The organism is Neorhizobium tomejilense (genome assembly GCF_964254135.1).
Lineage (GTDB): Bacteria > Pseudomonadota > Alphaproteobacteria > Rhizobiales > Rhizobiaceae > Neorhizobium > Neorhizobium tomejilense.
On record NZ_CAXUSO020000001.1, the window covers coordinates 3,668,534 to 3,688,823 of the forward strand.

The window sequence follows — 20,290 nt, forward strand, 5'->3', positions numbered from 1 at the left end:
CTGATGTCGCTGACCGAAGATATCCGCCTGCTTTCGCAGGTCCCGCTGTTCCGGGACATGAACGACGACCAGCTGCGCCTCGTCGCTTTCGGTGCCGAGCGTCGGCAGGTGACGACCGGCCAGCAGCTGTTCCGGGAGAAATCCCCGGCGGAATCGGCCTTCATCGTCGCCAGGGGCCGTTTCGAGCTGCTGATGGCGGATCGGGGTGGCGAGTTGAAGGTGGAGGCGACGGTCGGTCCCGGCACGCTGCTGTCGGAGCTGGCGCTCGTCACCATGGTGGAGCGCAAGTTCACCGCGATTGCGATCGAGGATTCCGAGGCCCTGAAGATCAGCCGCTCGCTGTTCCACCGCCTGCTCGAGGAATATCCCCAGGTCGGCCGGGTGATCGAAAGCCGCATCCGCGACAACATCGCCAGCCTCGCCAGGGCGGCAGCAGCGATGCAGGACCGGTTTGCCTGAATTTCGGAGGACGCTTGCCCTCGATTGTCGAGCCTCGTGGCGTGGATCCTCGGGTCAAGCCCGAGGATGACGACCTTGATGCTCCTCAGGCGGATTTGACGGTAAGGCACATCCTTTGTTTTCGTCATCCTCGGGCTTGACCCGAGGATCCACAGGCCGGGCACGATCTCAGAACTTGAAAACCGCCGTCACGGGCACGTGGTCCGAAGGCTGGTTCCAGCCGCGGGCTTCCTTCAGCACGTCGATGCGGTCGAGGAACGGCCCGAGATCGGGCGAGGACCAGATATGGTCGAGCCGCCGGCCCTTGTTCGCCGCTTCCCAGTCCTTGGCGCGGTAGCTCCACCACGTGTAGATCTTTTCGGGCTCCGGCGTGTGCTGGCGCATCAGGTCGAGCCAGCCGCCCTTGGCGATGATCTCCTTCATGCCCTCGGTCTCGACAGGCGTATGGCTGACGATTTTCAGGAGCTGCTTGTGCGACCAGACGTCGTGTTCCAGCGGCGCGATATTGAGGTCTCCGACGAGGACAGAGGAAATGCCGGGCATCGCGTCGGCCTTCAGCGCCTTCATCTCCTCGATGAAGTCGAGCTTGTGGCCGAATTTCGGGTTGATCGTCCGGTCCGGCTCGTCGCCGCCGGCAGGCACGTAGAAATTATGCAGGCGGATCCGCCGCGAGCCGCGCTCGAAGAGCGCCGAGATGTGCCGGGCATCGCCGACATTGCAGTAGTTCTGGCGATGGTCTTCGAGGAGCGGCACCTTGGAGGCGATGGCGACGCCGTGATAGCCTTTCTGGCCGTGGATGATGATGTGCTGGTAACCGAGATCCTTCAGCGGCTGCAGCGGAAACTCGGGCTCTTGGCACTTGATTTCCTGCAGGCAGAGGATGTCCGGCTTGTGGCGGACGAGGAACTGCTGGACGATCGGCATGCGCAGCCGCACGGAGTTGATATTCCAGGTCGTAATCGAAAATGTCATGATATCCCTCGGGGCTCTGCCCCGCGAGCTTTAGGGAATTTTGCCATCCCTGAGAAGCAAAAAGGGCCGCGCAGCCAGGCGCAGCCCTTCATTGATTTCAGGTCCTGCCGCGGTCAGCCCTTGCGGACGTCCTCATAGGGTATGATGAACACCTTATCATCGAGTTTGACCCCGTTCTGGACGTTGTAGATCATCACCGACGTATCCTTGTTCTGGGCATCGGTGATCGTCCATTGGCGCAGGTCGTAGGTCTTGGAATCGAACATCATGGTGATGGTCGAATCGCCGAACACGGTCTTGTTGCCGAGCACGATCGTGGTGAGGTCGGACTCTTCCTTCACGTTGCGGACCATCTGGTTGCCGAGGTCGATGCGGCTCGCGAGCAGCAGGCTGAGCGGCGTCTTGGAGAGCGGATAGATGTCCCAGGTCTTGAGCTTCATATTGCCGATGACGACGTTATTGCCGTCGGCGATGACGCGGATCGGCGACGGATCCTCGAAGTTGAAGCGCAGCTTGCCGGGGCGCTCGATGAAGAATTTTCCGCCGGTCTGCTCGCCGCGCGGCCCGAACTGCACGAATTCGCCCATCATGGTTTTGACCGACGAGAAGTGGTCGGCGATCTTCTGGGCTGCAGCGCTGCCGGCGCTCTGGGCGAAGCCGAGATTCGGCGCAAAGGCGGCCGCGGCCAGGCCCGCAAGACCCAGCGAAAACTGCCGGCGGCCAAGCGCGCTGGAATTGATGTTTGAAAGGATGGTCTTTTCGTTCTTCATTCTGGTCTCCTTTCGTTACTCCTCCGCACCAAAGGCGGCGGCTTGATGGCCGGCCCGTGGTGATCACGAAAGCCTTACCGTTCGAGGATGTCACCCTCGGTTGGCACCAGGATTTCGCGTTTGCCGGCGTGGTTGGCCGGCCCGATCAGCCCCTCCTGCTCCATCCGCTCGATGAGCGAAGCGGCACGGTTGTAGCCGATGCCGAGACGGCGCTGGACATAGGACGTGGACGCCTTGCCGTCCCGCAGCACGATCGCCACCGCCTGGTCATAAGGGTCGTCCGACTCAGCGAGGTTAGACATGCCGGCCGGGCCGGAACCGTCACCGTCCTCGTCGTCATCGGCCGTGATCGCATCGAGATATTGGGGGTGCCCTTGAGTTTTCAAGTAGGCGACGATGTCTTCGACCTCGGTATCGGAGACGAAAGGCCCGTGGACGCGCTGGATACGACCGCCGCCGGCCATGTAGAGCATGTCGCCCATGCCGAGCAGCTGTTCGGCGCCCTGCTCGCCCAAAATGGTGCGGCTGTCGATCTTCGACGTCACCTGGAACGAGATGCGGGTCGGGAAGTTGGCCTTGATCGTGCCGGTGATGACGTCGACCGAAGGCCGCTGGGTCGCCATGATCACATGGATACCCGCGGCACGCGCCATCTGCGCCAGGCGCTGCACGGCGCCTTCGATATCCTTGCCGGCGACCATCATCAAGTCGGCCATTTCGTCGATGATCACGACGATATAGGGGATCGGCTGGAGATCGAATTCTTCCGTCTCGTACATGGCTTCGCCCGTATGGCGGTCGAAACCGGTCTGCACGGTGCGGGTCAGCACCTCGCCCTTTTCCAGCGCCTGCTCGACGCGGCTGTTGAAGCCGTCGATATTGCGCACGCCGATCTTCGACATCTTCTTGTAGCGCTCTTCCATCTCCCGGACGGTCCACTTCAGCGCGACAACGGCCTTTTTCGGGTCGGTGACCACAGGCGACAGGAGATGCGGGATGCCGTCATAGACGGAGAGTTCGAGCATTTTCGGGTCGATCATGATCAGGCGGCACTTCTCCGGCGTGTAGCGGTAGAGAAGCGACAGGATCATCGTGTTGATGGCGACCGACTTGCCCGAACCGGTGGTGCCGGCGACGAGCAGGTGAGGCATCTTGGCAAGGTCGGCCACGACAGGCTCGCCGCCGATCGTCTTGCCGAGCGCCATGGCGAGCTTCGCCTTGCTGCCCTCGAAATCCTTGGAGCCGATCATTTCGCGCAGATAGACCGTCTCGCGGGTGCGGTTCGGCAGTTCGATGCCGATAGCATTGCGGCCGGGGACGACAGCGACGCGGGCAGCGATCGCGCTCATCGACCGGGCGATATCGTCCGCAAGGCCGATGACGCGAGACGACTTGATGCCTGGCGCCGGCTCGAGTTCGTAAAGCGTGACGACCGGGCCGGGGCGAACATGGATGATCTCGCCCTTGACGCCAAAATCTTCGAGAACACCTTCGAGCAACCGGGCATTCTGCTCCAGCGCATCCGCCGACAGCGAAGCGTCGCGGGCGACGGCCTTCGGTTCGTTCAGCAGATGCACGGAAGGCAGCTGGAACCCATCCGGCGCGATGAACGAGCCCTGGGCCTCGCGGGCAACGCGGGCGCTTGGCTTCGGCGGCGCGGCCGAGGGCGCGACACGCTGCTGGACGCGAACGCCGTTGACGGTCTGCGGTGCGCGGGAGGCGACGAACGGCGCGTCGTCGTCCTCGTCGTCATCGGCCAGGATGCCGGCCGGACGCGGCGGCATGTCGTCCAAGTCGAAGGGCGGATCGTAGTCGTCGTCTTCGTCATGGCGGGAAATCGGTGGAGCCGCCACCACCCGACGCGGCGAGGTAGCCCGCTCGGCGGGACCATCGAGCGAGGGCTCCATGCGACGGCCGGGGGCCACGGATGCCGCTCTCGCGCGGACCGGCTCGTTCAGCGTCCCGAATTCATCCTCGTTGAAATCGTAGGGCTGGTCGAAATCCATCCGGCTGCGCGGCTTGATGCCGGCAAGGCGTCGCAATCTGGCCTGGGCGATATACCAGTAGTGAGCGATGGCGCCGAACGCCAGGAAACCGGCAAACCGGTCCTCGTCGTCCTCTTCCTCGACCTCTTCACGCTTGGAACGGGTCTTGGCGGCCGCGACCGGCTGGTCGTCGTCCTCGGCATCCTCCTCGAAGGCTTCACCGACAAGGCCGGAGGCAAACAGCATCAGCCAGGCGCAGGGAATGATGAACAGGCAGCCGAGCACCATAGCCACGGTACCCGTCGGATAGGCGCCGACGAACAACGCCGGGAAGCGCAGGATCATGTCGCCGATGACGCCGCCGATGCCGTTCGGGATCGGCCAGGTGAGCGGTGCGGGAAAGCAGCCCAATGTTGCCGAGGCGAGTAGTGTGCCGCCGCCCCAGGCCGCAAGGCGCGCCGGAACGCGGTCGTATTTGCGCCCGGCGATCAGAGCCAGGGCGAAGGCGAGTACCGGCAGCAGGGCGACGAGACTTACAAGCCCGAGGAACTGCATCATCAGGTCGGCGAAGGCCGCACCCGGAAAGCCGAGAATATTGGTCGGCGCGTTATCGGTCGCGTAGGAGAAGCTCGGGTCGGCGACGTTCCAGGTCGCCAATGCAGCGACCGCCAGCGCCAAAGCAAAGAATATCCCGAAACCGGCGAGCGCCAGCGCCTGGCGCCACACGAAGGCGGTGAGCACCAGGCGGGTGGACCGGTTTGCCATAGCCGCTGAACTGCTTCTGCCCATCGTGTCTGCCCGCCGTCCTTGAACGCAACTCCAGGCGCGAATCGGCAAGCTGAGAGCTGATTCACGCAATTCCAGCGGAGAATAGCGCGACGGTGGTTAATGTCCCTTTAACCACAACAGGCCGGGCGAAGGCTGAAAACATGAATAAAAAAGCCCGGGTCGAAACCCGGGCCAATGCAGCTCATGCGGAAGCTGCGGTGCAATGTGCCGCGGCGGCGGTTGCCCGCCGCCGTGAATCGTTGATTAGGAGTGATAAGCGGCTTCGCCGTGGGTCGCGAGGTCGAGACCTTCGCGTTCGGCTTCGACGGTGACGCGCAGGCCAACAATCAGATCGACGATCTTGTAGAGGATCGCGGAACCGATGCCGGACCACAGGACAGTGACGATCACGCCCTTGAACTGAGCCCAGACCTGGGTTGCCGTGCCGGCATAGCTGGCAGCAAAATCAGCCGTCGAATAGTCGACGATGCCTGCGCCACCGAGAGCCGGGTTGACGAACACACCGGTGAGGATCGCACCGATGATGCCACCGACGCCGTGTACGCCGAAGACGTCAGCCGTATCGTCGTAACCGAACTTGTTCTTGACGGTCGAGACGAAGAAGTAGCAGACCGGCGAGACGATCAGACCCATGATGATAGCGCCCATCGGGCCGACGAAACCGGCAGCCGGGGTGATCACGACGAGGCCGGCAACAGCACCCGAAGCAGCACCCAGCATGGAAGCCTTGCCGCGAGCGAAGGTTTCAACGAGGGCCCAGCCAACGATAGCGGCAGCGGTCGCAACGAAAGTGTTCATCATTGCAAGGGCTGCGTAGGCATTGGCTTCGAGGTTCGAACCGGCATTGAAGCCGAACCAACCAACCCACAGAAGTGCTGCACCGACCATGGTCAGCGTCATCGAGTGCGGAGCCATCATGTCCTTGCCGAAGCCGGTGCGCTTGCCAACCATGATGGCGCCGACGAGACCTGCGATACCAGCGTTGATGTGGACGACGGTGCCGCCTGCGAAGTCGATCGCGCCGAAGCCGAAGATCAGGCCGGTCGGGCCGGAATAGGCGCTCGGGCCGCCCCAGAACCAGACCATATGGGCCATCGGGAAGTAGACGAAGGTGAGCCACAGGATGGTGAACAGGATGACTGCCGAGAACTTGATGCGTTCGGCAAACGCACCGATGATCAGCGCAGGAGTGATGGCTGCGAAGGTCATCTGGAAGCAAACGAAGGCGAGTTCCGGAATGGCCGCACCCTTGGTGAAGCTTTCCGACATCGTCGTCGTATCGACGCCTGCAAGGAACATCTTGGAGAAGCCGCCGATGAAGCTGTTGATCGAGCCGCCGTCAGTGAAGGTGAGCGAATAACCGTAGGTGACCCAGACAATCATCGCCACGGCGGCGATCATCATGACCTGCATGAGAACCGAGAGCATGTTCTTGGCGCGAACGAGACCACCGTAGAACAGTGCCAGACCAGGCACGATCATCAGAAGGACAAGGATGGAAGAAATCAGCATCCAGGTCGTATCGCCCTTGTCGACCGTCATGGCCGGAGCTGCGGCTGCAGCTTCCGCGGCCGGTGCGGCAGCCGTCTGCGCAAAAGCGACGGCGGGCGCGAGAAGCGCCGCGGCAGCGGCACTCAGGCGTCCCAGAGTGGAAATCCTATTAAATTGCATAGCTAAAAAACTCCCCTGTCAAGCCGTGCTTAAAGCGCTTCTGTGTTGGTTTCGCCGGTACGGATGCGCACGGCCTGCTCGATCGAATAGACGAAGATCTTGCCATCGCCGATCTGGCCAGTCTTGGCGGCCGAAGCGATCGCATCCACGGCCTTTTCGACGAGGTCGGAGGGGACTGCGATTTCGATCTTCAGCTTTGGCAGAAAACTTACGGCATATTCGGTACCGCGGTAGATTTCGGTGTGTCCCTTTTGGCGCCCGTAACCTTTGACTTCGGTCACGGTCAGGCCCTGGATACCGACAGCCGTGAGGGCTTCGCGCACCTCATCCAGCTTGAACGGCTTGATAATGGCCATCACGATTTTCATCTGGCTTTCCCATCCTTTGTTTGTCCTCGGCCAAGGCCGACTCTCCTCATCGACGTCAAGATCATGACAGCGACTGACGAGATACATTCAAGGGGCGTGCCAGTTTCGATGACGCCTATAAGTTATTGAAATGTAAAGGCTTACAACGCCGGTCTCAAAAAACGGGCATTTGGATGGCGCAAATACGTCCAAAACTTGGGCAAAATTGAAAAATTGCACAACTATTAATCATTTGCCTTTTTCCGAATCAGTCCTTCTTGGGCGACCGAGGCGATCAGTGTGCCAGAACGGGTGTAAATGCTGCCGCGGGTCATTCCGCGGGCGCCGGAAGCGCTCGGGCTGTCCTGCGTGTAGAGGAGCCAGTCGTCGAATGTGGCGGGCCTGTGAAACCACATGGCGTGGTCGAGGCTCGCCGCCTGAAGCGTCGGATCGAAGATCGACGTGCCGTGCGGATAGAGCGACGCATCGAGCAGCGTCATGTCGGAGAGATAGGCGAGCACGGCTGCCTGGTAGTGGCGGTCGGACGGCACCTCGCCAACGGTCCGGACCCAGATGTCCTGCCGCGGTTCGAGCTTGTCCCTGGTGAGATAATGCACGAGCGAGGTCGGGCGCACTTCGATCGGCCGCTCACGGCTCCAGTAGCGACGCACGTTCTCCGGCGCCTTCTTGAGGAAGAGTTCCTTGAACTCCTTTTCGCCCATCAGATCCTCCGGCTGCGTCACCGAAGGCATGTCGATCTGGTGATCATAACCGCCCTCCTCCACCTGGAAGGAGGCGGACATGGCAAAGATCGCCTTGCCGTGCTGCACCGCCACCGCCCGGCGGGTGGTGAAGCTTGACCCGTCGCGGATGCGCTCCACCTGATAGAGAATCGGAACGGAAGGATCGCCGGGGCGCATGAAATAGGCATGCAGCGAATGCACGAAACGATCGGCCTCGACGGTTCGCTGGGCGGCCATCAGGGCCTGGGCGATCACCTGGCCGCCGAATACCCGCTGCCAGCCGACATCGGGACTGGTGCCGCGATAGATGTTCTCCTCGAGCTTTTCGAGGTCGAGCGTCGCGATCAGCTGTTCCATGGCGGAGGGGGAATCGGTCTGGCGCGACATTATGACGAACTCCGGCGATAGGAAGCGGCTGTCGGATGATCTATATCCACCACATGATATTCTCAAGTCTCACGGGAGTTTAGGCAAATGCTGGACATGCTGGTTGTTGGAGGCGGTTATGTGGGTCTCGCCGCCGCTGTCGCGGTCAAGCAGGCGGCGCCGCATCTGCAGGTCGAGGTGATCGAGGCGGCTCCTGCCGGCACCTGGGAAAAGGACGAGCGGGCCTCCGCCATCATCGCCGCCGCAACCCGCATGCTCGACGTCATCGGCGTCTGGAACGAGATTGCCGTGGACGCCCAACCGATCAACCGGATGGTCGTCACCGACAGCCGCACGTCCGATCCGGTGCGGCCGGTCTTCCTCACCTTCGACGGCGAAATCGAAGAAGGCAGGCCGTTCGCCCACATGGTGGCGAACGTCGCCATGGTGCGGGCACTGCGCGGCGCCGCCGAACGCCTCGGGATTGCCATCCGCCACGGACTTTCCGCCACCGGCTTCCAGTCCGGCAGCACCCGTTGCACCGTGTCGCTCTCCGACGGCTCGGCCGTCGAAACCCGCCTTCTGGTCGCCTGCGACGGCGTGCGCTCGAAACTGCGCGACATGGCCGGCATCAAGACCGTCACCTGGGATTACGGCCAATCGGGCATCGTCGCGACGGTTGCCCACGAGCGGCCGCATGAAGGTGTGGCGGAAGAACATTTCCTGCCGTCCGGCCCGTTTGCCATCCTGCCGCTCACCAACAACCGTTCCTCGCTGGTGTGGACCGAACGGACGGCGGAGGCCAACCGGCTGGTCGCCGCGGACGACCTGGTGTTCGAGGAAGAGCTTCAGCGCCGTTTCGGCCACAAGCTCGGCGAACTGACGGTAGTCGGCGACAAACGTGCCTTCCCGCTCGGCCTGACGCTTGCCCGCGCCTTCGTGGCCCCGCGCATCGCCCTTGCCGGCGATGCGGCGCACGGCATCCACCCGATTTCCGGCCAGGGCCTCAATCTCGGCTTCAAGGACGTCGCGGCACTTGCCGAGACGGTGGTCGAAGCCGACCGGCTCGGCCTCGACATCGGCGCGCTCAACGTGCTGGAGCGTTATCAGTCCTGGCGGCGTTTCGATACGTTCCGCATGGGCGTGACGACCGACGTGCTGAACCGGCTGTTCTCCAACGACATCACCCCGATCCGCATCGCCCGCGACTTCGGCCTCGGCATCGTCGAAAAGCTCCCGAAGCTGAAGACCTTCTTCATCGACCAAGCGGCCGGAAAGAGCGGCGAAGAGGGCCCCAAACTGCTGGCGGGCGAGGCAATCTAGCCACCCGTCCGGCAACCTCTCAGTCTTCGATCTTGCGGGCCTCGGAAATCAGCATGATCGGGATACCGTCGCGGATCGGGTAGGCAAGCTGCGCCTTCTGGGAGATGAGCTCGTTGGTTTCCCGGTTGAGGGATAGCCGGCTCTTGGAGAGCGGGCAGACGAGCAGGTCGAGCAGTTTCGGATCGACCTTGCTGAGTTTTTCGTCCATGCGCTTGGGCCTTACTGGAGGATGGTGTCGGAATCGCCGAAATCGCGCGCCAGCAGGATTTCCGTGATGGCGATCAGCGTTTCAGCACGTGTGCGCAGGTCCGGCGCTTCGAGGAGAGCCTGCTTCTCGGCAGGCCCGAAGGGCGACATCATCGACAGGGAGTTGACGAGCGTGCGGTTGCCGGCGCGCTCGACGCTTTCCCAATCCGCTTCCAGCTTGTTGGCGTCGAGATAGGCGCGGAAGACGCGCAGCAATTCGGCGCGGTCGACCGTACCCTCGTCGTCCTCGGTGGAGAGGTCCGTCATCATCGGCGCGATCTTGAAGGTGCGATAGGGATGGCCGTGGCCCACTTCTTCGATGAGCCGGAACCGGCAGATGCCGCTGATCGAGGTGATGTATCGGCCGTCGCCGGTTTCGGCAAACGATGTGATGCGGCCAATGCAGCCGACCGTCGAGAGCGGAGCCCGCGGGCCTTCGACGGCCTCGCCGGATTCAAGCAATGACGGCTGTACGATACCGATCAGCCGGTTACCTGCAAGCGCCGCGTCGAACATGGCGAGATACCGTGGCTCGAAGATGTTGAGCGGCAACTGTCCGCCCGGCAGAAGCAATGCGCCGGTAAGAGGAAAGACAGGAACCGTCTCCGGCAAATCCTCCCGCTTCAGATATCTCGCATTTCCCACATGCATGGGTCCGACACCTCCCAGACGACCACTGGCGCAGACCAAGATTCGTCGCTTGGAATAATGTGGGGCACCCACCGGAGAACGCAAGGCCAATCCTCGAGGATTGGCCTTGGCTGCGAACACGGACCCGTGTTTACGAAAACAGGCCCCGGTCTACGAAAACAGGATTGAGGACAGGCGGCGGCGGGCGGCGATCGTCGCCGGATCCTTCGGTCCCCAGACATCAAAGAATGCCAGGAGCTGGCGGCGGGCGCCGTCGTCGTCGAACGTGCGGTCCTTGCGCATGATCGTCAGCAGGTGCTCGGCAGCCTTGTCCCGTTCGCCCTGGACGTTGAGGATCTTGGCGAGCTTCAGGCGAGCGTCGTGGTCGTCCGGGTTGGCATCGAGCTGGCGCTCGAGAGCCACCGGATCGCCGAGCTTGCGGGCTTCCTCGATCTGCTCGAGCTTCTTGGCGACCGCCTGGATCGCCGGTTCCTTGGCAAGCTCTTCCGGGAGAGAGGCCAGCATCTGGCTGGCACGCGCCGTCTCGCCCATGGCGATCAGGCACTGCATCATTCCGGCGGCGGCCTTGGCATTTTCCGGATCGGCCTGCAGGACGGCGCCATAAAGCTGGGCGGCTTCCTGGATTTCACCGCCGGCAAGCAGGGTCTCTGCCTCGGCGAGAGCCGCTTCGATCTCGGCAGCCTGGTCGGCGCCCGGAGGTCCTGCGAGCTTGTCGATGAACTGGCGAACCTGGCTTTCCGGCACCGCGCCCATGAAACCGTCGACCGGACGGCCGTCGACAAAGGCGATGACGGCCGGGATCGACTGGATGCCGAGTTGGCCCGGGATCGACGGGTGATCGTCGATATTCATCTTGACGAGCTTGACCCGGCCCTGGCCTTCGTTGACGACCTTTTCGAGCACCGGCGTCAGCTGCTTGCAGGGACCGCACCAGGGCGCCCAGAAATCGACGAGAACCGGCTGGCGGCGCGATTCTTCGAGCACGTCCTTGGTGAAGCCGGCGGTGCTGGTGTCGGATACATAGACTCCGGCAGGACCGGATGCGGCCGGCGCCGCCCCAAAGCTTGCCGAAGCAGTCATCTGCCCGCCGTAGGAACCGCCATAGGGGTTATTGCTGCCGCTCATGAATGTTCTCCCGGGAACGCTTTCGCATCTTTGCCATATAGGCTGCAAAGATCGTATGTCAGTCCGTCACTTTCAAGACAAGCGGCTGATGGCCGGTCGCCTCCAGAAAGCGGATGAGATCGCTGCTGGCGATGGAGGTCGTGGCGTCGTTCGACAGCGGGTGGCCGTTGATGACGTCGTGCTTCAGCAGATCTTCGTCGAGCACGAAGGTAACATTTCGGCCCGTATCGTTGAACGCGCCGAATACCGTCACCGAACCGGGAACCACGCCGAGATATTCCAGAAGCATTTCGGGCCGGCCGAACGAGACGCGGCTCGACGCTCCGATCACCTTGTGCACGGTCTTCAGGTCGACCGTCGCACGCTCCTCGACCGTCAGGACGAAATACTGGTCCTTCTTGTCCTTCACGAACAGGTTCTTCGTATGGCCTCCGGGGATTTCGTCACGCAGGCTTTCGGACTCCGCCACGGTGAAAACCGGCGGGTGCGTCTTGGTCGAATGGGGAATATCCAAGCTGTCGAGGAAACGGAAAAGATCCTCGGCGGTTTTCGGCTTTGTCTCTGTCATGCTGATGGAATTGGCTCTGTTGGCGGGCGGGCGGACTATAACCGGAATGGTTGGGCCGGCCAAGACAGGTGCACACGATCTCGTGAGGCGCTTGACCTGGTCTGACGGCCGACCATCTAATCAGGCGTGGAGAACCGGTCTGCGGCATTCGATCGGCGGCCGGTAGCCAATTGATAAATAATAACTACTCCAGTTGACTCAGGTTTATTTCGCGCAGTGTTTCGCGCGCCTCGATACCGGCCCCGGCCGATTTTAGCCACTCAATCTCCAGTGCCGGCGCAGCGCCCGGCTTCCTAACTGAAAGGTCTGCCTCATGGTCACCTTCACGCTCAACGGACAGGAAAGAACGTTCGACGGCGACCCCGACACCCCACTTCTCTGGGTCATCCGCGATTTCGAAAAACTCACCGGCACCAAATACGGCTGCGGCGTTGCCCAGTGCGGCGCCTGTACGGTCCATCTGGACGGCATGCCGCGCCGCTCCTGCATTACCCCGATCGCCACGATCGAAGGTTCGGACGTGGTCACCATCGAAAGTGTTTCCGGCAAGGAAGCCGATGCTGTGAAGACGGCCTGGGCGGGCCTTGACGTGCCCCAATGCGGTTACTGCCAGTCCGGACAGGTCATGTCGGCAGTCGCCCTGCTGCAGATGGTGCCGAAGCCGACGGATGACGATATCGACGGTGCGATGACCGGCAATATCTGTCGATGCGCCACCTACCATCGCATCCGTGCGGCGATCCACAACGCCGCCAATTCGATGGAGGGCTGAGCCATGACCATCCAGGACATCAACACCACCCGCCGCGCCTTCCTCGCCGGCTCCGGCCTCGTCATCGGCGTCGCGATCGCGCCGAAAATGCTCTCCGCCGCCCCAACAGGCGTGCATGCCGGCGGCGATCCGGCGCTTGCGCCGATGAACGCCTTCGTCAAGATCGGCACCGACGACACCGTGACCGTGCTTTCCAAGCACATCGAATTCGGCCAGGGTCCATTCACCGGCCTTGCCACGCTGGTGGCAGAAGAACTCGATGCCGACTGGAGCCAGATGCGCGCCGTCCATTCGCCGACCGACAACAAGGTCTATGCCAACCTGAGCTTCGGCCTGCAGGGAACCGGCGGTTCGAGCGCGATTGCCAATTCCTACGAGCAGATGCGCAAGGCGGGCGCCACCGCGCGGGCGATGCTGGTCGCCGCCGCTGCCGAAGACTGGAAGGTGCCGGCCTCCGAGATCACCGTCCAGAAAGGCCGCATCAAGCATGCCGCCTCCAACAAGGAGAGCGGTTTCGGCGCATTTGCCGAAAAGGCGGCCCGCCAGACGCCGCCTGCCGAGCCGAAACTCAAGGACCCCAAGGATTTCGTGCTGATCGGCACTGACCTGCCGAAGCTCGACACCCACGGCAAGACCAATGGCACGGCGGTTTTCACGCTCGACATCACGCCGGACAACCTGCTGATCGCCGTCGTCGCCCACCCGGAGCATTTCGGCGCGACGGTGAAGAGCTTCGACGATGCCGAAGCCCGCAAGGTGCAGGGCGTGGTCGACGTGAAGCAGGTGCCGTCGGGCATCGCCGTTTATGCGGACAACACGTTCGCGGCGCTCAAGGGCCGCGATGCGCTGAGCATCGAATGGGATCTCTCCAAGGCCGAAACCCGCTCCTCGGAAGAACTTTCCGCCGATTACCGGAAGCTCTTCGCCGAAAAGGGGCTTGAAGCGACCAATAACGGCAATGTCGACGACGCCTTCAAGGCGTCCGGCCTGCAGACGGTGGAAGCCGAGATCGTCTTCCCCTTCCTGGCGCATGCGCCGATGGAACCGCTCGACGCCGTCTTCATCAAGGCGGCCGACGGATCGGTCGATATCTATAACGGCGCCCAGTTCCCGGGCATGGACCAGTCGGTCGCCGCCAAGGTCCTCGGGCTCGACGAGGCGAAGGTCAGGGTGAACACCCAGCTCGCCGGCGGCAGCTTCGGCCGCAAGGCGCAGTTCGGCTCGCCCTACATACAGGAAGCGGCAGCCGTCTATGCCGCAACCGATCGCAGCCGCCCTTTGAAGCACATGTGGACCCGCGAGGACGACATCCGCGGCGGCTTCTACCGCCCGATGTATGCCCACAGGATGCGTGGCGCCATCAATGCGCAGGGCCAGATCACGGCCTGGGAACAGGTGATCGTCGGCCAGTCGATCATGGGCAAGGCGGATCTCGATGAGAGCTCCGTCGAAGGTGCTTCGAACCTGCCCTACGCGATCCCGAACCTGAAGGTCAGCGCCCATAACGTCCAGCTCTCCATCCCGCCGCTCTGGTGGCGATCGGTCGGCCACACCCATACCGGCTTTGCAGTCGAGACCTTCGTCGACGAGCTGTTCCAGAAGATCGGCAAGGATCCGGTCGAGGGACGGCTTGCGCTGCTTGGCGAAAAGCCGCGTCATGCAGGCGTGCTGAGGAAGGCTGCTGAAATGGCCAACTGGGGTTCGCCGGCTCCGGAAGGCCGCGCCCGCGGCGTTGCGGTGGTCGAAAGCTTCGGCACCTTCGTCGGCCAAATCGTCGAAGTCTCGATCGGGCCGGAAGGCGCGCCGCGTGTCCACAAGGTCTGGTGTGCGGTCGATTGCGGCGTCGCCGTCAATCCGAACGTCATCAAGGCGCAGATGGAAGGCGGCATCGGCTACGGCCTCGGCGCGGTTCTCTTCGACGCGGTGACCCTGGCCAAGGGCGGCAAGATCATGCAGTCGAACTTCCACGACTACCGCTCCATCCGCATCAACGAAATGCCGGACGTGGCGGTGGAGATCATCAAGTCGAGCGAAAAGCCGAGTGGCGTCGGCGAACCTGGCGTGCCGCCTGTCGGTCCGGCGGTTGCCAATGCCTGGCGTCGCCTGACCGGAGCGCCGGTCCGGCAGCTGCCTATCGTCAACATCGTTTCGGCCTGAGGATCAAACCCCGATGAATTGGAAACTCGCTATCACCGGCGTCGCTACCCTCTGTCTTTTCGTGGGTGTCGGCACGCTGCTGTCGCCCGCCTCGGTCGCCCAGGATGCCAAGACGGACGCCAAGACGCTGAAGCCCGCCACCTCCTTCGAGACGATCGCCAACCAGCGGGAACGCTCCGTGGCGCTCTTCCAGGAGGCCGGCAAGGTCATCCAGCACCCGCGCTGCGTCAACTGTCATCCGGCGACCGACCGCCCGCTGCAGGGCATCAACATGCACCCGCACCAGCCGCCGGTCGTCCGCGGCGACGGCGGCATGGGCCTGCCCGGCATGCAGTGCACCACCTGCCACAGCGCGGAAAACACGCCCGTTGTCGGCCAGGCCGACACGATCAAGAGCATTCCGGGCAATCCCGCCTGGCATCTCGCGCCGATCGAAATGGCCTGGGTCGGCAAATCGCTCGGCCAGATCTGCCAGCAGATCAAGGACCCGGCCCGCAACGGCGGCAAGACCATGGATCAGATCGTCGAGCACATGGCGCATGACGAACTGGTCGGCTGGGGCTGGAACCCGGGTGCCGGACGCGAACCGGTGCCGGGCACCCAGGCCGAATTCGGCGAGCTCATCAGCGCCTGGGTGAAGTCCGGAGCGGCCTGTCCGGCCTCCTGAGAATGAAGCAGCCGCCGGTTCCGGCCGGAACCGGCGGTTTGCAGGGGCTTTGGCGGGATCGCAATTTTTCTTGGCGCCAATCGTCATTTCCCTGTTGCATTTGAAAAAGGACTGGGCCATATAGCGCCCGTCGCCGGCAACGAGCCACGACGCCACGGTCAAGCTTCACTACCACGGACCGGTGGATTGATGAGCGGGTGTAGCTCAGTGGTAGAGCACAACCTTGCCAAGGTTGGGGTCGAGGGTTCGAATCCCTTCGCCCGCTCCAAATTCCCTTTTGAGACTATACTCTACCAGCCCGGCCACAGGGCCAAGACGCTCGACAGCGACGCCCCGATTGCAGACGCAAAGCGGGCGCTTCCCCTCCAGCACCTTTCCCCATGAATTTGACAACTTCCGCATATTCACCAAATGCGGGAGGTGCCATACTGGTTGCAACTACCCAGGCGATGTCGCGCCAGTGATTCGGGGGTTGAACCGGAGATGTGCCGTCGTGGAATCTCGCCCGCACCACCCAAAGCTCAGTGAGAAAACCGCTATTGAAACCATGCGACGCCTCGAGGGCATCGTCGCCTCTGCGATGGACGGGATCATCACTATTGACGACGAACAACGGGTGATCCTGTTCAATCCGGCCGCGGAGCGCATGTTCGGGCTGGCGGCCAACGAGGCGCTTGGCCAGCACATCTCCCGTTTCATGCCGGAACGCCATCGCCCGACCCACGCGGCGCATATTCATCGTTTCACCGAAACCGGCGTGACCACCCGCCAGATGGGATCGCTGGGTGCCATCAGCGGTTTGCGCGCCGACGGCCAGGAATTTCCGATCGAGGCGTCGATCTCGCAGGTGGAGATCGGCGGCGAGCGGCTGGCCACCGTCATCCTGCGCGATATCACCGAACGAAAGGCCGCCGAGGATGCCCTGCTGGAAAGCCGGCGGCGCATGGAGGGGATTGTGGAATCGGCGATGGACGCGCTGATCACCGTCGATGAAGGCCAGCGAATCGTGCTGTTCAACCCGGCCGCCGAGCGCATGTTCGGCATCGCAAGCGAGGATGCGATCGGCTCGCCGATCGAACGCTTCATCCCCGAGCGGTTTCGGCATGGGCATGCCGCACATATCCGCCTCTTCAAGGAGACCGGCGTTACAAACCGCCGGATGGGTGCATTGGGGGCGATCAGCGGCCTGCGCGCCAATGGCGAGGAATTCCCTGTCGAGGCATCGATCTCGCAAGTACAGATCGGCGACGGAAAGCTGGCAACGGTCATCTTGCGCGACATCACCGAACGCAAGGCCAACGAGGATTCCCGCCAGTTGCTGGCCCGCGAGGTCGATCACCGGGCCAAGAACGCTCTGGCGGTGGTGCAGGCCCTGGTCTCCCTGACCCGTGCCGAAACCAAGGAGGCTTTCATCGTCGCAGTTCGAGGCCGCGTTTCGGCGCTGAGCCGCGCCCATTCGCTGCTCGCGCAGAACCGGTGGGAGGGCGGAGATCTCGCAGCCGTCCTCACCGAGGAAACCCGGGCCTACCAGAGCGTCAACCAGCTGATGATTGGCGGGCCTTCAGTCACTCTCACCCCCAATGCCGTGCAGCCGGTCAGCCTCCTCATCCACGAGCTTGCCACCAACGCCGTCAAATACGGGGCATTGTCGGTCACGGAAGGGCGCGTCGATGTCTCCTGGCGCATCCTGCCCTCCCTGGAACTGGAGCTCCGCTGGACCGAGACCGGCGGGCCGGCGGTGCTGAAGCCTGAATCCAGGGGTTTCGGCTCCACCTTGGTGAGGGAAGTCGCCACCCGTCAATTGGCGGGCGAACTCGACATCAGCTGGCCAACTGCCGGTATGCGCCTGACCGCGATACTGCCCCGGTCTGTCTATCGACCCGACATTTCGGCCGGCTCGGTTGCTGGCGAAGAGGTCGCGCCGAGGTCATCGGAACCCGGCTCGGCGGGGCGGATACTTGTCGTCGAGGACGAGACCCTTATCGCCATGGAGCTCTGCAGCGAACTTGAATCGCGCGGCTGGGAAATTGTCGGACCGGCGGCAACTGCCGACGAAGCCATGCGGCTGGTCGACGGCTCGCAACTTCCCGACATCGCCGTCCTCGATGTCAATCTCGGGGGAAAGCCCGTCTACCCGTTTGCGGAATGGCTGCAGACCCATGGCGTGCCCTTCCTGTTCTGCACCGGATATGAGCAGCTCGACGATCACCACGGTTTCAGAAACCGGACGACCATCCGGAAACCAGTGAACATGGCGCTGCTGGAAGGCGAACTGCGCCGCATGATCCAGCCGACATAGCCGGAAAACGGCAAACGCCGCCGGCTTTCGGGCCGGCAGCGTCGTCAATTCGGGCTCAGATAATCCCGATCCGGACAAAGCCGGCAGCGATCATTGCTTTGAAAAAACATAGTCCGTTTCTTGCAGCAACACCTCGCCCGGCCGCAGCACCGCATTCGGGAAGTTGGCGTGGTTGATGGCATCCGGCCAGACCTGGGTTTCGAGGCAGAACCCGGCGAATGGGCCATAGCGGCGCCCATCGAGGCCCTCTGCGGGAATCTGCGACAGCTTGAAGGCGGCATAGAGCTGCACGCCCGGCTCGGTGGTGCGAACTTCTAGCGACACGCCGGAATGGATGCTGCGCGCCAAAGCCACGGAACGCTTGAGGGTACGCTCCGGCGACAGGCAGAAGTTATGATCGAACAGGACCTGGGCATCGCCGTCGAACCGCTTCATCGGCCCCATGTCGCGCAGGTCGAAGGGCGTCCCCGCGACCGCCATCAGTTCGCCGGTCGGCACCTGCTTGTCGTCAAAGACCAGTACATGGTCGGCGGCAATCATGATGTCGTGATCGAGCGCATCCTCGTGGCCGTCGAGATTGAAATAGGTATGCTGGCAGATATTGGCGAGCGTCGGCTGATCCGTGGTGGATTGGTAGACAACGGAAAGAGCGCCGTCGCTCTTGAGTTGGTACGTCGCCGTGACCGTGCAGTTTCCCGGATAGCCGGCACGGCCGTCGGGATCGGTGATCCGCAGCACCACCTTGTCGGCCGCATATTCGACGATCGTCCAGTTGCTGCGGCCGATGCCGTCCGAGCCGCCATGGAGATGGGTCACGCCCCGCTCGTTCAGTTCCAGCTGATATTGCTTGCCGTCCAGCACGAAGCGGCCGCCGCCGATACGGTTGGACGAACGGCCGGGCGTCGCGCCGAAATAAGGAGAATGGTTCAGGTAGTCGTCAAACCGTTCGAAACCGAGCACGAGCGGCGGCTGATGGCCGTCGAGCCTGAGGTCCTGGATCACCGCACCCCAGGTGATGACATTAGCGGTGAGCCCGCCGCCGGAGATCCTGACACGATAGACGGTTTCGCCCTTTTCCGTGGTGCCGAAAACTTCGAAATTCTGGTCCGCCATGAGATTACTCCTCCACCGATATGTTTGCGGCAACCTGCGCGATTTGGCGGCGACCCGCAACGCCATGGAGAAGAAAAAAGGCTCTAGCGCGTGAGCGCACGCGTCGCCTGTTCCAATCCGCCGAGCGTCAGCGGGAACATCCGCTCGGTCATCAGCTGCCGCATGAAGCCGATCGAGGTCGTATGGCTCCAATGGTCCTGCGGCACCGGGTTGAGCCAGACGCAGCGGTGGAAATGCTCGGTGACGCGCCTTATCCAGGCCTCGCCCGGCTCCTGGTTCCAGTGCTCCACGGAGCCGCCCGCATGGGTGATCTCATAGGGGCTCATCGAGGCATCTCCGACGAAGATCACCTTGTAGTCGGCGCCATAGCTGCGGATCAGGTCGAGCGTCGGCGTCCGCTCCGACCGGCGGCCGTTCTCCTTCCAGACGCCTTCATAGAGGCAATTGTGGAAGTAGAAATGCTCCATATGCTTGAACTCGGCGCGGGCTGCCGAGAACAACTCCTCGACCACCCGGATATGGTCGTCCATCGAGCCGCCGACATCGAAGAACATCAGCAGCTTCACCGCATTGCGCCGTTCCGGCCGGGTCTGGACGTCGAGATAACCGTGTTCGGCGGTGGAGCGGATCGTACCGGCCAGGTCGAGTTCTTCGACCGCCCCTTCCCGCACCCAGCGGCGCAGCCGCTTCAGCGCCAGCTTGATATTGCGGGTGCCGAGCTCCACCTTGTCGTCGAAATCGGCAAACTCGCGTTTGTCCCAGACTTTTACCGCCCGGCGGTGGCGGGACTGGTCCTGGCCGATCCGCACGCCTTCCGGGTTATAGCCATAGGCCCCGAAAGGGGAGGTGCCGCCGGTGCCGATCCATTTCGAGCCGCCCTGATGCCGGCCCTTCTGCTCCTCCAGCCGCTGGCGCAGCGTCTCCATCAGCTTCTCGAAACCGCCGAGCGCCTCGACGAGCTTCTTCTCTTCGTCGGTGAGATGTTTCTCGGTGAGCCTGCGCAGCCATTCTTCGGGGATGCTGGCGACGTCCAGACCGGGCTCCCCGGAGACCGCCTCGAGCCCTCGGAAATAGGCCGAAAAGACCCGGTCGAACTTGTCGATATGCCGCTCGTCCTTCACCAGCGCCGTGCGGGCGAGAAAGTAGAAGGCTTCCACGTCGAAATCCGCGATCCCTTCCGCCATGCCTTCGAGAAGGTCGAGGAATTCCCGGAGCGTCACCGGGATCTTCGCTTCCTTGAGGTGAAGGAAGAAGGGAATGAACATCG

At 62.7% G+C, this 20,290-nt stretch carries 17 protein-coding genes, 1 tRNA gene and 1 pseudogene; 7 read left to right on the top strand and 12 right to left on the bottom strand.

The window, feature by feature from the left end:
- Positions 1-3 precede the first annotated feature (3 nt).
- A complete protein-coding gene (locus ACSQ3G_RS18295; protein WP_105403850.1) occupies positions 4-459 on the top strand; it encodes a cyclic nucleotide-binding domain-containing protein in 456 nt (151 codons plus the stop codon).
- A 168-nt stretch (positions 460-627) separates the two neighbouring features.
- Here ACSQ3G_RS18295 and ACSQ3G_RS18300 read toward each other — a convergent pair whose 3' ends face one another.
- From ACSQ3G_RS18300 to tesB, 6 genes are all read right to left on the bottom strand, one after another.
- On the bottom strand, positions 628-1,431 hold the full coding sequence (locus ACSQ3G_RS18300) for an exodeoxyribonuclease III (protein WP_105425806.1): 804 nt from the start codon (positions 1,429-1,431) through the stop codon (positions 628-630).
- A 113-nt stretch (positions 1,432-1,544) separates the two neighbouring features.
- Positions 1,545-2,201, bottom strand: a complete 657-nt coding sequence (locus ACSQ3G_RS18305; protein ID WP_038590969.1) for an outer membrane lipoprotein carrier protein LolA — start codon at positions 2,199-2,201, stop codon at positions 1,545-1,547.
- 74 nt (positions 2,202-2,275) lie between these two features.
- Complete coding sequence (locus ACSQ3G_RS18310) at positions 2,276-4,975, bottom strand: FtsK/SpoIIIE family DNA translocase (protein ID WP_436111035.1); 2,700 nt, start codon at positions 4,973-4,975, stop codon at positions 2,276-2,278.
- Between the two features lie 243 nt (positions 4,976-5,218).
- Positions 5,219-6,646, bottom strand: a complete 1,428-nt coding sequence (locus ACSQ3G_RS18315) for an ammonium transporter (RefSeq protein WP_046665152.1) — start codon at positions 6,644-6,646, stop codon at positions 5,219-5,221.
- Between the two features lie 29 nt (positions 6,647-6,675).
- Positions 6,676-7,014 carry a P-II family nitrogen regulator gene (locus tag ACSQ3G_RS18320; RefSeq protein ID WP_007773854.1) on the bottom strand — a complete coding sequence of 113 codons (339 nt, stop codon included), beginning with the start codon at positions 7,012-7,014 and terminating at the stop codon, positions 6,676-6,678.
- 224 nt (positions 7,015-7,238) lie between these two features.
- Positions 7,239-8,123, bottom strand: a complete 885-nt coding sequence (tesB, locus tag ACSQ3G_RS18325; protein WP_436111036.1) for an acyl-CoA thioesterase II — start codon at positions 8,121-8,123, stop codon at positions 7,239-7,241.
- An 84-nt stretch (positions 8,124-8,207) separates the two neighbouring features.
- Here tesB and ACSQ3G_RS18330 point away from each other — a divergent pair.
- Positions 8,208-9,425, top strand: a pseudogene (locus tag ACSQ3G_RS18330) (ubiquinone biosynthesis hydroxylase); the annotation flags it as partial.
- Between the two features lie 19 nt (positions 9,426-9,444).
- On the opposite strand, the gene ACSQ3G_RS18335 reads toward ACSQ3G_RS18330, so the two are convergent.
- The 4 genes from ACSQ3G_RS18335 to ACSQ3G_RS18350 form a co-directional block, all read right to left on the bottom strand.
- Positions 9,445-9,633 carry a Trm112 family protein gene (locus ACSQ3G_RS18335; protein WP_037081395.1) on the bottom strand — a complete coding sequence of 63 codons (189 nt, stop codon included), beginning with the start codon at positions 9,631-9,633 and terminating at the stop codon, positions 9,445-9,447.
- Positions 9,634-9,644: 11 nt separating this feature from the next.
- Positions 9,645-10,322 (bottom strand): LON peptidase substrate-binding domain-containing protein, encoded by a 678-nt coding sequence (locus ACSQ3G_RS18340; protein ID WP_105403843.1) that lies wholly within the window; start codon positions 10,320-10,322, stop codon positions 9,645-9,647.
- Positions 10,323-10,472: 150 nt separating this feature from the next.
- Positions 10,473-11,447, bottom strand: coding sequence for a thioredoxin (gene trxA / locus ACSQ3G_RS18345; protein ID WP_436111037.1), 975 nt, complete (start codon positions 11,445-11,447; stop codon positions 10,473-10,475).
- Positions 11,448-11,505: 58 nt separating this feature from the next.
- Positions 11,506-12,015 (bottom strand): prolyl-tRNA synthetase associated domain-containing protein, encoded by a 510-nt coding sequence (locus ACSQ3G_RS18350; RefSeq protein WP_105440842.1) that lies wholly within the window; start codon positions 12,013-12,015, stop codon positions 11,506-11,508.
- 313 nt (positions 12,016-12,328) lie between these two features.
- Here ACSQ3G_RS18350 and ACSQ3G_RS18355 point away from each other — a divergent pair, with 313 nt between their 5' ends.
- From ACSQ3G_RS18355 to ACSQ3G_RS18375, 5 genes are all read left to right on the top strand, one after another.
- Positions 12,329-12,787 carry a (2Fe-2S)-binding protein gene (locus tag ACSQ3G_RS18355; RefSeq protein WP_436111038.1) on the top strand — a complete coding sequence of 153 codons (459 nt, stop codon included), beginning with the start codon at positions 12,329-12,331 and terminating at the stop codon, positions 12,785-12,787.
- Between the two features lie 3 nt (positions 12,788-12,790).
- Complete coding sequence (locus ACSQ3G_RS18360) at positions 12,791-14,944, top strand: xanthine dehydrogenase family protein molybdopterin-binding subunit (protein ID WP_436111039.1); 2,154 nt, start codon at positions 12,791-12,793, stop codon at positions 14,942-14,944.
- A gap of 13 nt (positions 14,945-14,957) precedes the next feature.
- Positions 14,958-15,611, top strand: coding sequence for an Isoquinoline 1-oxidoreductase subunit (locus ACSQ3G_RS18365; RefSeq protein ID WP_436111040.1), 654 nt, complete (start codon positions 14,958-14,960; stop codon positions 15,609-15,611).
- Positions 15,612-15,804: 193 nt separating this feature from the next.
- A tRNA-Gly gene (locus ACSQ3G_RS18370) sits at positions 15,805-15,879 on the top strand.
- A 279-nt stretch (positions 15,880-16,158) separates the two neighbouring features.
- Positions 16,159-17,910, top strand: a complete 1,752-nt coding sequence (locus ACSQ3G_RS18375; RefSeq protein WP_436111041.1) for a PAS domain S-box protein — start codon at positions 16,159-16,161, stop codon at positions 17,908-17,910.
- Between the two features lie 90 nt (positions 17,911-18,000).
- On the opposite strand, the gene ACSQ3G_RS18380 is transcribed toward ACSQ3G_RS18375, so the two are convergent.
- Together ACSQ3G_RS18380 and ACSQ3G_RS18385 are read right to left on the bottom strand one after the other, a co-directional pair.
- Complete coding sequence (locus tag ACSQ3G_RS18380) at positions 18,001-19,023, bottom strand: aldose epimerase family protein (protein WP_436111042.1); 1,023 nt, start codon at positions 19,021-19,023, stop codon at positions 18,001-18,003.
- An 83-nt stretch (positions 19,024-19,106) separates the two neighbouring features.
- Complete coding sequence (locus tag ACSQ3G_RS18385; protein WP_436111043.1) at positions 19,107-20,288, bottom strand: vWA domain-containing protein; 1,182 nt, start codon at positions 20,286-20,288, stop codon at positions 19,107-19,109.
- Positions 20,289-20,290: the final 2 nt, after the last annotated feature.

What these genes read in the sequence shown, in the direction of transcription:
- ACSQ3G_RS18365 (WP_436111040.1), top strand. Translation starts at nt 14,958, where the DNA reads ATGAATTGGAAACTCGCTATCACCGGCGTCGCTACCCTCTGTCTTTTC.
- ACSQ3G_RS18300 (WP_105425806.1), bottom strand. Translation starts at nt 1,431, where the DNA reads ATGACATTTTCGATTACGACCTGGAATATCAACTCCGTGCGGCTGCGC.
- trxA (WP_436111037.1), bottom strand. Translation starts at nt 11,447, where the DNA reads ATGAGCGGCAGCAATAACCCCTATGGCGGTTCCTACGGCGGGCAGATG.
- ACSQ3G_RS18320 (WP_007773854.1), bottom strand. Translation starts at nt 7,014, where the DNA reads ATGAAAATCGTGATGGCCATTATCAAGCCGTTCAAGCTGGATGAGGTG.
- ACSQ3G_RS18355 (WP_436111038.1), top strand. Translation starts at nt 12,329, where the DNA reads ATGGTCACCTTCACGCTCAACGGACAGGAAAGAACGTTCGACGGCGAC.
- ACSQ3G_RS18360 (WP_436111039.1), top strand. Translation starts at nt 12,791, where the DNA reads ATGACCATCCAGGACATCAACACCACCCGCCGCGCCTTCCTCGCCGGC.
- ACSQ3G_RS18380 (WP_436111042.1), bottom strand. Translation starts at nt 19,023, where the DNA reads ATGGCGGACCAGAATTTCGAAGTTTTCGGCACCACGGAAAAGGGCGAA.
- ACSQ3G_RS18375 (WP_436111041.1), top strand. Translation starts at nt 16,159, where the DNA reads ATGCGACGCCTCGAGGGCATCGTCGCCTCTGCGATGGACGGGATCATC.
- ACSQ3G_RS18340 (WP_105403843.1), bottom strand. Translation starts at nt 10,322, where the DNA reads ATGCATGTGGGAAATGCGAGATATCTGAAGCGGGAGGATTTGCCGGAG.
- ACSQ3G_RS18310 (WP_436111035.1), bottom strand. Translation starts at nt 4,975, where the DNA reads ATGGGCAGAAGCAGTTCAGCGGCTATGGCAAACCGGTCCACCCGCCTG.
- ACSQ3G_RS18305 (WP_038590969.1), bottom strand. Translation starts at nt 2,201, where the DNA reads ATGAAGAACGAAAAGACCATCCTTTCAAACATCAATTCCAGCGCGCTT.
- ACSQ3G_RS18385 (WP_436111043.1), bottom strand. Translation starts at nt 20,288, where the DNA reads ATGTTCATTCCCTTCTTCCTTCACCTCAAGGAAGCGAAGATCCCGGTG.
- ACSQ3G_RS18335 (WP_037081395.1), bottom strand. Translation starts at nt 9,633, where the DNA reads ATGGACGAAAAACTCAGCAAGGTCGATCCGAAACTGCTCGACCTGCTC.
- ACSQ3G_RS18315 (WP_046665152.1), bottom strand. Translation starts at nt 6,646, where the DNA reads ATGCAATTTAATAGGATTTCCACTCTGGGACGCCTGAGTGCCGCTGCC.
- ACSQ3G_RS18350 (WP_105440842.1), bottom strand. Translation starts at nt 12,015, where the DNA reads ATGACAGAGACAAAGCCGAAAACCGCCGAGGATCTTTTCCGTTTCCTC.
- ACSQ3G_RS18295 (WP_105403850.1), top strand. Translation starts at nt 4, where the DNA reads ATGTCGCTGACCGAAGATATCCGCCTGCTTTCGCAGGTCCCGCTGTTC.
- tesB (WP_436111036.1), bottom strand. Translation starts at nt 8,123, where the DNA reads ATGTCGCGCCAGACCGATTCCCCCTCCGCCATGGAACAGCTGATCGCG.